Genomic DNA, 8,937 nt, shown 5'->3' on the forward strand with positions numbered 1-8,937 from the left:
CGGCCGGCTCCGCGGCCGGCTCCGCGTCCGGCTCCGGAGCCGTGTCCGGCGCGGAGGAGGAGCGGGAGCCCGTTCTGCTCTGACGGGCAGGTTCCGCCCCCGGGCCCCGGACCCCGGTCGCACGTCGCGGCCGGGGCCCGCGTCGCGTACCGGGGGAGCCGGCCGCCCCGTGTGCGGTCCGCGCGGCGGCCGCGGCGGCGCCCGGGCGGGAAGGCCTCAGCGGGGCCCGGGGACCAGCCGGTAGCTGCTGCCGTCCCTGGGGCGGGCGAGGTGGCCCGCCTCGACGAGGTAGCGGCGCAGGGCGGGGGCGTCGTCGTGCACGGTGCGCAGTACGGCGTTGACCTCGGCCTCGGTGTAGGCACGGTCGGGCTCGAACAGCGTGCCGGCGAGGTGGACCAGCAGCTGCTCCCGGCGGGCTGCCCTGCGGGGGACGGCGATCAGCCGCCCGTCCGGGCCGAAGAGGGCGGACACGTCCGGTCGGGCCGAGGTGGTTGCGGTCATGCCGGGAGCGTCACCCGGCGGAGCCGGTCCGGGCAACCGGTTTTCAGCGCGCGCCGGTCGGGGCGGCGACGGTCGCGCGGGTGGTGGTGCGCGGCTTGGCGGCGGCCTTGGCCTCCTTCGCGGCGCGCTTCGTCTCCTGCTTGAACTCCCTTACCAGGGTGAGTGATTCGGGGCCGGTGATGTCGGCCACCGAGCGGTGCGAGCCCTCCTCGCCGTACGCCCCCGCCGCCTCGCGCCAGCCCTCCGGCCGCACCCCGTACTGCTTGCCGAGCAGTGCCAGGAAGATCTGCGACTTCTGCTTGCCGAAGCCGGGCAGGGCGTTGAGCCGGCTGAGCAGCTCCTTGCCGGTGCGGACGTTCTTCCACAGCGCGGCGGCGTCCCCGTCGTACTGCGCGACGAGGAACTGGCAGAGCTGCTGCACCCGTTTGGCCATCGCGGCCGGGTAGCGGTGGACCGCGGGCTTCGCGGAGAGGAGCGCGACGAACTCCTCCGGGTTGTAGGTGGCGATCTCGTGGGCGTCCAGGTCGTCGTGGCCGAGGCGCTGGGCGATGGTCAGCGGGCCGGTGAACGCCCACTCCATCGGGACCTGCTGGTCCAGCAGCATGCCGACGAGCGCGGCGAGCGCGCTGCGTCCGAGCAGCTCGTCGGCCTCGGGCTGCTGTGCGAGCCGAACGGTGACGTTCATGGGCTTGCCCTCCTCGGAGTTGACGTCGGGTCGGCGCCCAGTCTGGTGGAAGCGGCGTTGGCGTACGCGGTCAACACGCCCGTAGCGGGGGAAGTCTTGTCTGTTCAAGGCCTTGGCAGAGCTGCTTTGTTCGTTGGCGGAGCGGTTGCCGGGGGCCGAGGCGACGGCGTGGCGGGCCGGCGGCGGGGTGGTGCGGAATATTTTTTGCCCGCGCCTGTGCGCCGCACCGGCACCGCCGGGGACGAGCGATCGCGGTCGGCCCCTGTGATGCCGGCGGTGCCGGTGGTGTCGGCGGTGTCGGTGGGTACGGGGGCGGGCGTGGGGGCGTGGGGGGAGTTGGGGGGCGCTCGGCCGGGTGAGTGGTTCTGCGTGGGGGCAGCGAGTCATTTCATATGACTAATTCTGTTGTGTCGGTGCGGCGAGCTGACGGCACGTCATCCTTGGTCCAATCGACGCGTCCAGAAAGGCCCGCCCGCCGTGACCCAGCCGTTCGCCCTGCCGTCCTTCTACGTGCCGCACCCGGCGCGTCTCAACCCCCATCTCGACGAGGCGCGGGCCCACTCCACCGGCTGGGCCCGGGAGATGGGGATGCTGGAAGGGTCCGGAATCTGGGATCAGGCCGACCTGGAGGCGCACGACTACGGGCTGCTCTGCGCGTACACCCACCCCGACGCCTCCGCCGAGGCGCTGTCGCTGGTCACCGACTGGTACGTGTGGGTCTTCTTCTTCGACGACCACTTCCTCGACATGTACAAGCGCACCAACGACCGCGAGGCGGGCAAGGCCCACCTCGACCGGCTGCCGCTGTTCATGCCCACCGACCCCGCCGCCGAGCCGCCCGAGCCGGAGAACCCGGTCGAGGCGGGCCTGGCCGACCTGTGGCGGCGCACGGTGCCGGCGATGGGAGAGGACTGGCGGAGCAGGTTCGCCAGGAGCACCCGGAACCTGCTCGACGAGTCGCTGTGGGAGCTCGCCAACATCAACGAGGGCCGGGTGGCCAATCCGGTCGAGTACATCGAGATGCGCCGCAAGGTCGGCGGCGCGCCCTGGTCCGCGCAGCTGGTCGAGTACGCGGCCGGGGCCGAGGTGCCGGAGGAGGTGTCGGGCTCGCGGGCGCTGCGGGTGCTGATGGACGCCTTCTCCGACGGGGTGCACCTGCGCAACGACATCTTCTCGTACCAGCGGGAGGTGGAGGACGAGGGCGAGCTGAGCAACGGCATCCTGGTGCTGGAGCGGTTCCTGGAGTGCTCCACCCAGGAGGCCGCCGAGGCGGTCAACGACCTGCTCACCTCGCGGCTGCAGCAGTTCGAGAACACCGTGTTCACCGAACTGCCGGTGCTGTTCGCCGAGACCGGGCTGGACCCGGCGGGCCGTGCCCGGGTGACGGCGTACGTCAAGGGCCTCCAGGACTGGCAGTCCGGTGGGCACGAGTGGCACCTGCGCTCCAGCCGGTACATGAACGGTGGTGGCACGGCCGGGGGGTCGGGTGGTGGGGTGACGCCCGGATCGGGCGGGGCCGGGGCCGGCAACTGGTGGGACCAGTACGCGATCGGGGGCATCGGCACCTCGGCGCTGGACATCCTGCGCAGCACCGCCATGACGGCCCCGGCGAGCCCGGCAGACCCGGAGGCCTCGGCGGGGATGCCCGCGACGGCGGTCGCCAGGGGCGCGGCGGGCCAGGAGAAGCGGCGGGCGCGGTCGTACGGCCACGTGCCGTACCAGGCTGTCGGGCCCTCCAGGCTGCCCGAGTTCAGGCTGCCGTACGAGCTCCGGCTGAGCCCCCACCTGGACGGTGCCCGGGAGCGCGTGGTCGAGTGGGCGGACCGGATGGGACTGCTCTCGGCGGAGCCGGGCGACCCCGCGTCCGGCGTCTGGGACGCCGCGTCGATGCGCGACTACGACCTGGCGCTGTGCGCGGCCGGCATCCACCCGGACGCCACGGCCGACCAACTCGACATCGCCTCAGCCTGGTTGGCCTGGGGCACCTGGGCCGACGACTACTACCCCCGGGCCTTCGGGCACACCCGTGACCTGGGCGGCGCGAAGGCCGCCAACGCGCGGCTGTCGTTGTTCATGCCGGTGGACGGCGCCCCCGCACCGGAGCCCGCCAACGCGCTGGAGCGCGGCCTCGCCGACCTCTGGGAGCGCACCGCCGGCCCGATGACCGTCGAGGCCAGGGACCGGTTCCGGACGGCGGTCGAGGCGATGGTGGACAGCTGGATCTGGGAGCTGGCCAACCGGATCCAGAACCGGATCCCGGACCCGGTGGACTACCTGGAGATGCGCCGCTCGACCTTCGGCTCCGAGCTGACCACCAGCCTCTCCCGCCTCGGCCACGGGGAGTCGGCGCCGCCGGAGGTGCACGACCACGGCTCGATGCGCGCGCTGGAGAACTCCGCGATGGACTACGCGTGCATGATGAACGACCTCTTCTCGTACCAGAAGGAGGTCGAGTACGAGGGCGACCTGAACAACGCCGTCCTGGTGGTGCAGAACTTCTTCAACTGCGACTACGAATCGGCGGTCCGGATCGTCGACGACCTGATGCACGCGCGACTGGGCCAGTTCCAGCACGTCGCGCAGAAGGAACTCCCGGTGCTGAAGGACGACTTCGGGCTGGACCAGGCCGCCCGGGAGCTGCTCGACGGATACGTGGTGGAGCTGGAGAACTGGCTCGCCGGCATCCTCGGGTGGCACCGGGACTGCCGCCGGTACGGTCCGGTGGACCTGGAACGGCACTTCGGCGCCGAACGGGACCTGGCGGAGGCCTCGCGGGCCCGTCGGGCGGCCACGGCGGCGGCCGCCGAGGCACCGACGGCACCGACCGCACCGGGCGGACCGGAGGCCCCCGTCCCGACCGGCACGGTGCCGCTCGGCCCGACCGGCCTGGGCACGGCCTCGCTGCGGCTGTCGGCGGGCGGCTGACCGGGGCGGAGGCAGACCGGGGCAGCAGGGGGCCGAGGCGGCATCGGCGCACCCGCGCGGGCCATCCCGTGCGGGTGCGCCGCGGCATGGCTAGGCTGGCGAACCGGGGGCGGGCGGGCGCCCTCCCGGCGCGCGCACTTCGCCACACACGAGGGCAGAGAGATGGCTGCGCTACCTGAGGGCACGCCCTGCTGGGCCGACGCGATGTTCACCGACCTGGAGGGCGCGAAGGCGTTCTACGGCGATGTGCTGGGCTGGACCTTCGGCGAGAGCTCGTCGGAGTACGGCAACTACACCCAGGCGTACTCCGACGGCCGGGCGGTCGCCGCGATCGTGCCGCCGATGCCCGGTGCACAGGCCCGGTCCGCCTGGTGCCTGTACCTGGCCTCGCCGGACGCCGCGGCCACCGCGGAGCGGATCCGCGCCAACGACGGCGAGGTGGTCATGGGCCCGATGCGGGTCGGCGACTTCGGCACGATGGTGATCGCCAGGGACCCGGCGGGCGTGGCGTTCGGCGTCTGGCAGGCCGACCGGCACGAGGGCTTCGAGAAGCAGGGCGAGCCCGGCGCGTACAGCTGGGCCGAGCTGGTGACCCGCGAGCCCGCGAAGGCGGACGCCTTCTTCCCCGCGGTCTTCCCGTACGGCGTGCTGAAGATGGAGGGCGGGGACTTCGACTACCGGATGTTCCGGGTCGGCGATCGGCCGGTGCTGGGGCGGATGGGAGCGGAGGGCGACTTCCTGCCGCCCGAGGCGCCGTCCTACATCAGCGTCTACTTCGCGGTGGACGACGTCGACGCCGCGATCGGACGGCTGACGGCCGGCGGAGGCAAGGTGTACGTCGGGCCGATGGACAGTCCGTTCGGCCGCTTCGCGGCGGTCGGCGATCCGCAGGGCGCGGCCTTCGGGCTGATCGACCTCGGACGGACGGTCGGCGAGCAGCCGAGGACGGTGGACGTCTGATGGGGCGGCGGGCCGCGGGGCGGTCGACGCGGCGCACGGCGGGGGCGGCCGATGGGTGAGCGTGAGGAACTGGTCGAGACGCTGGACAAGCACCGCGGCCTGCTGCGGCGCACCGTCCGGGACCTCACCGACGTGCAGGCGGCCGAACGCACCACGGCCAGCGCGCTGTGCCTGGGCGGTCTGATCAAGCACGTGGCGGCGGTCGAGGCGCGCTGGGCGCGGTTCATGACCGGGGGCGCGGAGGCGATGCGGGGCCGGGACGGCGAGCACGGCCCCGGCGACGCGGACGCCTGGGAGGCCCAGTTCCGGATGACGGAGGGCGACACGCTGGCCGGGCTGCTCGCCGAGTACGAGCGGGTGGCGCACGGGACGGACGAGCTGGTCCGGACGCTGCCAGACCTCGACCTCGCCCACGCGCTGCCGGCCGCGCCGTGGTTCCCGCCGGGCACGACCTGGTCGGCCCGCCGGGTGCTGCTGCACCTGATCGCCGAGACCGCGCAGCACGCCGGGCACGCGGACATCATCCGGGAGTCCCTGGACGGGGCGAAGTCGATGGGCTGAGCGGTGCGCCGGTGGTGGCCGGGGACGGTCCAGCGGTCGCGGTCGGTCGTCAGGGCAGTTCCACACCGAGGAGTTCGCGCAGCGCCCGGCCGCCGTCCGGGGTGACCCGAAGCGCGCGGCCGGAGCCGATCCGCTCCACCCAGGCGCGGTCCAGGGCGGTCCGGCAGAGGGCCGCGCCCAGCGCCCCGCCCAGGTGGTGGCGGCGCTCAGACCAGTCCAGGCAGCTGCGCACCACCGGGCGTCCGCCCCGGCGGCCCGCCCGCGCCGGCAGCTCGATCGCCTGCTCGGCCAGCCACTCCCGGCCGCGCCCGGTGACGGCCAGCCCGCCCTCCTCGGTGACCAGGCCGCGGGCGAGCAGCGCGTCCGACACGGCCACGCCGAGGCGCCCGGCCAGGTGGTCGTAGCAGGTGCGGGCGCGGACCTCGGCGTTCGTCCGGGTGGCCTCGGCCAGGGTGCGGGGCGCGGTCGCGGGGCCGGTGCGGTAGTCCGACTCGGCGAAGGCGGTGAGGTCCTCGATCAGCGTGGCCACGGCGGGGGAGGCCAGCCGGACGTACCGGTGCCGGCCCTGCCGTTCCTCGGCCAGCAGCCCGCCCGCGGTCAGCCGGGACAGGTGCTCGCTGGCCGTGGACGGTGCGACGCGCGCGTGCCGGGCCAGCTCGCCGGCGGTCCAGGCGCGGCCGTCGAGGAGCGCGACGCAGATGGCGGCGCGGGTGGGGTCGGCGAGCAGGGCGGCGAAGGCGGCGAGCGTCATGCCTCCATGGTCGGGGCACCGGGGGCGATGCGGGGGCCCGGGCGGGGAGGGGGGCGCTGCCGCGTGGGGGAGCGGAGCCTGGGACATGCCCCCAGGATCGCCCCGGCACGTTTCGGCCGGGACCGAAACGACCCGGGGCCACGATGGCGGCATGAGCGAAACCACGACGGCCCCCGGCCCCGCGACCAGGGACCTCTCCCGCCACGACGCGACCAGGGGCCCCTCCCGCCACGACGAGACCGTGACCTTCTCCCGTTACGACGACGTGACGGCGGCGCTGGCCGACCCGGCGCTGGTCCCGCCGCCCGCCGCGCCCGGTGCGCCCGGTGTGGCCGCCGCGCTCGGTGCGGCCCCCGGCACGGTGGCCTGGCTGCGGTCCGCCGTCGCCCGGTTCTGCTCCGGTGAACCGCACGCCCGGCGCCGGGCGCTGGTACTGGCCGACCTGGAGCGGCTGGACCCGGACCGGCTACGGGTGGCCGCGGCCGGCGGCTTCGATCCCGATACCCGGCGGCGGGTGGTCCGGGTGCTCGCGGCCGAGCTCGGTCTGGCCGACCCGGACGCCGTGGCACGTGACGTGGCCGTCGTGTCCCGGGCGTACTTCGCCGACGCTCCGGACGACCCTGCGGCGGACGCGGCGGTCGCCCGGCTGCTGCCCGCGATGGAGGACCGGGACGAGGAGACGGCCGCGAACCGGATCGGCCTGCTCGTCCAGGCCTGTGACGCCACCGCTGCGCTGGTCGAGGGCGCCCGCCGGCACGAGGACGGGATCGCCGGTGTGCTGCGCACGGACCCGCCGCTGCGGACCATGCGCCGGCTCGCCGTCCGGGCGACCGAGATCGGCGGGGTCGCGGTGCCGGCCGGGACACCGGTCCTGCTCGACATCGCCGCCGCCCAGTCCGGGGCGCCGGAGGGTGTCGCGCTCACCTTCGGTGCCCCGCCCAGGAGTTGCCCGGGCCGTTCGCAGGCCGTGGTCCTCGCGGAGGGCATCCTGTACGGCGCTTCGGATCCGGCGGACACGGCCGAGCCCGCTGGTGATCCGGCCGGTGAGTCCGCCGATGAGTCCGCCGGTGGTTCCGCCGGCGATCCGGCCGGTGATTCCGTCGGTGATCCGTCGGAGCCGGACCTCGGCAAGGCCGAACTGGCCGCCCTGGTACCGGACATGGTCGACCATGTGCTCGCCCTGGCCGCCGGCTGGACGGCCTGGGACGGCCGCCCGATCGTCAACGCCGACGGCCGGACCTACGCGCCGCACAAGGCGGTTCGACGCATCGCGGACCATCTCGTGGACCACCTCGCCGAGTTGGAGGCCCGACTGGTCGGCGAGCCGACCGAGCCCGACCACTGGCACGCCTCCGGCGTCACCACCCCGGCCGATCTCGCCCCGTTCACCCCCGCGGACCTGGACGAGGCCCGCAGCCGGCTGACCCGGCTGGCCGGGATCTGGTCCCGGCGGGTCGCCGCACTGCCGGACGAGTGGCTGGACGACTCGCCGGGGAGGGGCTGGAGCTTCCGCCGGATCGTCCATCACGTCTCCGGGGCCGGGTACTACTACGCGGACGCGGTCGGGAGCCTGTCGGGCCCGGCCGGGAGCCCGTCGGGCGCGGTCACGGGTGCGGCCGACCGGGCGGGAGATCCGGCGAAGGGCCCCGGGGCCGTGACGGGAGCCCCCGGCGCCCGCGCGGGCGGCCCGGCGCACACGACCGGAAACCGTACGAACGAGCCGATGGAGAAGACCGGATGACCCCCTTCGCCGCCCTGCACCACCGTCCCGGCCACCCGCTGCTGCTCCCCAACGCCTGGGACCACGCCTCGGCCGTCGCCCTCGCCGCCCAGGGCCACCCCGCGATCGGCACCACCAGCCTGGGTGTGGCGGCCGTCGTCGGTCTGCCCGACGGTGCCGCCGCCACCCGCGCGGAGACCGTACGGCTGGCGCGCCGGCTCGGGCGTGCCGGCTTCCTGCTCAGCGTCGACGCGGAGTCCGGGTTCAGCGACGATCCGGGTGAAGTCGCCGCTCTGGCCCTGGAGTTGGCTCGGGCCGGGGCGGTCGGCATCAACCTGGAGGACGGCCGGGCGGACGGCACGCTGACCCCGGCCGCCCGCCACGCCGAGAAGATCGCGGCGGTGAAGGCGGCCGCGCCGCAGCTGTTCGTCAACGCCCGTACCGACACCTACTGGTGCGGGCAGGACGCGCCCGAGGCGGAGACGCTCCGACGCCTGGACGCCTACCAACAGGCCGGCGCGGACGGCGTGTTCGTGCCCGGGGCGGCCGATCAGGCGGTGATCCGCCGACTGGTCGAGGCGGTGGCCGTCCCGCTCAACATCCTGTGGACGCCCTCCGGCCCGGGCCTCGCCGAGCTGGCCGCGCTCGGGGTGGCCCGGGTCAGCCTCGGCTCGCTGCTGTACCGCGCCGCGCTGGCGGCGGCGGTGGCCACGGCGGCGGCTGTCGCGGCCGGCGAGCCGGTCGGCCCGGTGCCGGGCTACGCGGAGGTGCAGGCGCTCAGCGGGAGTTGAGCGCCGTTCGGGAGGCGGGCCGGCAGCCGGGCACCCGGCCCGG

Annotated in this window: 7 protein-coding genes and 1 pseudogene; 5 read left to right on the plus strand and 3 right to left on the minus strand. The window is 74.9% G+C overall.

Features of this window, described 5'->3' with window-relative positions:
• Nucleotides 1–216 precede the first annotated feature (216 nt).
• Nucleotides 217–501, minus strand: a complete 285-nt coding sequence (locus AB0E96_RS34380; RefSeq protein ID WP_359829724.1) for a DUF2087 domain-containing protein — start codon at nt 499–501, stop codon at nt 217–219.
• A 43-nt stretch (nt 502–544) separates the two neighbouring features.
• Nucleotides 545–1,186: an HhH-GPD-type base excision DNA repair protein gene (locus AB0E96_RS34385; RefSeq protein ID WP_359829725.1), complete on the minus strand. Its 642-nt coding sequence runs from the start codon at nt 1,184–1,186 to the stop codon at nt 545–547.
• Between the two features lie 477 nt (nt 1,187–1,663).
• Here AB0E96_RS34385 and AB0E96_RS34390 point away from each other — a divergent pair.
• The 3 genes and pseudogenes from AB0E96_RS34390 to AB0E96_RS34400 all read left to right on the plus strand — a co-directional run.
• Nucleotides 1,664–3,901, plus strand: a pseudogene (locus AB0E96_RS34390) (terpene synthase family protein); the annotation flags it as partial.
• A 372-nt stretch (nt 3,902–4,273) separates the two neighbouring features.
• Entirely contained in the window at nt 4,274–5,071 is a 798-nt protein-coding gene (locus tag AB0E96_RS34395; RefSeq protein ID WP_359829726.1) for a VOC family protein, read from the plus strand.
• A gap of 51 nt (nt 5,072–5,122) precedes the next feature.
• Nucleotides 5,123–5,632 carry a DinB family protein gene (locus AB0E96_RS34400; RefSeq protein ID WP_359829727.1) on the plus strand — a complete coding sequence of 170 codons (510 nt, stop codon included), beginning with the start codon at nt 5,123–5,125 and terminating at the stop codon, nt 5,630–5,632.
• 49 nt (nt 5,633–5,681) lie between these two features.
• Here AB0E96_RS34400 and AB0E96_RS34405 read toward each other — a convergent pair whose 3' ends face one another.
• Entirely contained in the window at nt 5,682–6,383 is a 702-nt protein-coding gene (locus tag AB0E96_RS34405; RefSeq protein ID WP_359829728.1) for a winged helix-turn-helix domain-containing protein, read from the minus strand.
• Nucleotides 6,384–6,534: 151 nt separating this feature from the next.
• Here AB0E96_RS34405 and AB0E96_RS34410 point away from each other — a divergent pair, with 151 nt between their 5' ends.
• Together AB0E96_RS34410 and AB0E96_RS34415 are read left to right on the plus strand one after the other, a co-directional pair.
• Nucleotides 6,535–8,124, plus strand: a complete 1,590-nt coding sequence (locus AB0E96_RS34410) for a hypothetical protein (protein WP_359829729.1) — start codon at nt 6,535–6,537, stop codon at nt 8,122–8,124.
• Nucleotides 8,121–8,894: an isocitrate lyase/phosphoenolpyruvate mutase family protein gene (locus AB0E96_RS34415; protein ID WP_359829730.1), complete on the plus strand. Its 774-nt coding sequence runs from the start codon at nt 8,121–8,123 to the stop codon at nt 8,892–8,894. The genes AB0E96_RS34410 and AB0E96_RS34415 overlap by 4 nt, the downstream gene beginning before the upstream one ends.
• Nucleotides 8,895–8,937: the final 43 nt, after the last annotated feature.

The sequence above is a fragment of the Kitasatospora sp. NPDC036755 genome (genome assembly GCF_040636595.1).
Taxonomy (GTDB): Bacteria; Actinomycetota; Actinomycetes; order Streptomycetales; family Streptomycetaceae; genus Kitasatospora.